Annotated in this window: 1 protein-coding gene; it reads left to right on the top strand. The window is 73.8% G+C overall.

Annotated elements, in window-relative coordinates; translation table 11 throughout:
• Positions 1-159 precede the first annotated feature (159 nt).
• Positions 160-812 (top strand): flavoprotein (locus tag ACFPZL_RS13860; protein WP_382335983.1); only part of this gene is annotated, 653 nt, incomplete at its 3' end.

Raw genomic sequence — 812 nt, 5'->3', positions numbered from 1 at the left:
CGTCGCGCACCGCGAGCAGGCGGACCGCGGCGTCGGGCGACTCCGGCACCTCGATCACGGCTGTGCACACGCGGCGCGCCCTCCTCCGACTCCGCTCGACGATCCGCCTCGCCCGCTTCGCCCCGGCGCGAGCACCGGCGCTATGGGATGATGAGGCGCATGAACATCGTACTCGGCGTGAGCGGCGGCATCGCCGCCTACAAGGCGGTCTCACTCGCAAGGCTGTTCGTGGAGGCGGGGCACGAACTGCACGTGGTGCCGACCGCGAACGCGCTGGAGTTCGTCGGCGCGGTGACCTGGGAGGCGATCAGCGGACACCCGGTGACGCACGAGGTGAACGAGCGCGCCGACGAGGTCCGTCATGTCCGTCTCGGGCAGCAGGCCGACGCCGTCGTCGTCGCACCGGCGACCGCCAGCGCGATCGCACGGCTCGCCGCCGGGATAGCCGACGATCTGCTGGGCACGACCGCGCTCGCGACCCGCGCCCCGCTGATCCTCGCGCCGGCCATGCACACGGAGATGTGGGAGCATCCGGCCACGCGACGGAACGTCGAACTGCTCCGCGAGCGCGGCGCGACGATCGTCGGCCCCGACTCCGGCAGGCTGACCGGAGCCGACAGCGGGCCCGGGCGGATGAGCGATCCCGAGCGGATCTTCGCCGAGACGCTGCGCGTCATAGGCGCTGCAGACGCCACCGGTGGCGCTGCCGCTGCAGACGCCGCCGGTGCCGATGCGGCCGACGCCGGTGCAGGGTCGGGATCCGCGGATCGTGCGGCCGTACTCGCCGGGCGCCGGGTCGCGGTGAGCGCCGG

Origin of the sequence: Leucobacter soli, from assembly GCF_042659205.1 — a bacterium.
Taxonomy (GTDB): Bacteria; Actinomycetota; Actinomycetes; order Actinomycetales; family Microbacteriaceae; genus Leucobacter; species Leucobacter soli.
This window is presented reverse-complemented; position numbering and strand designations above follow the sequence as displayed.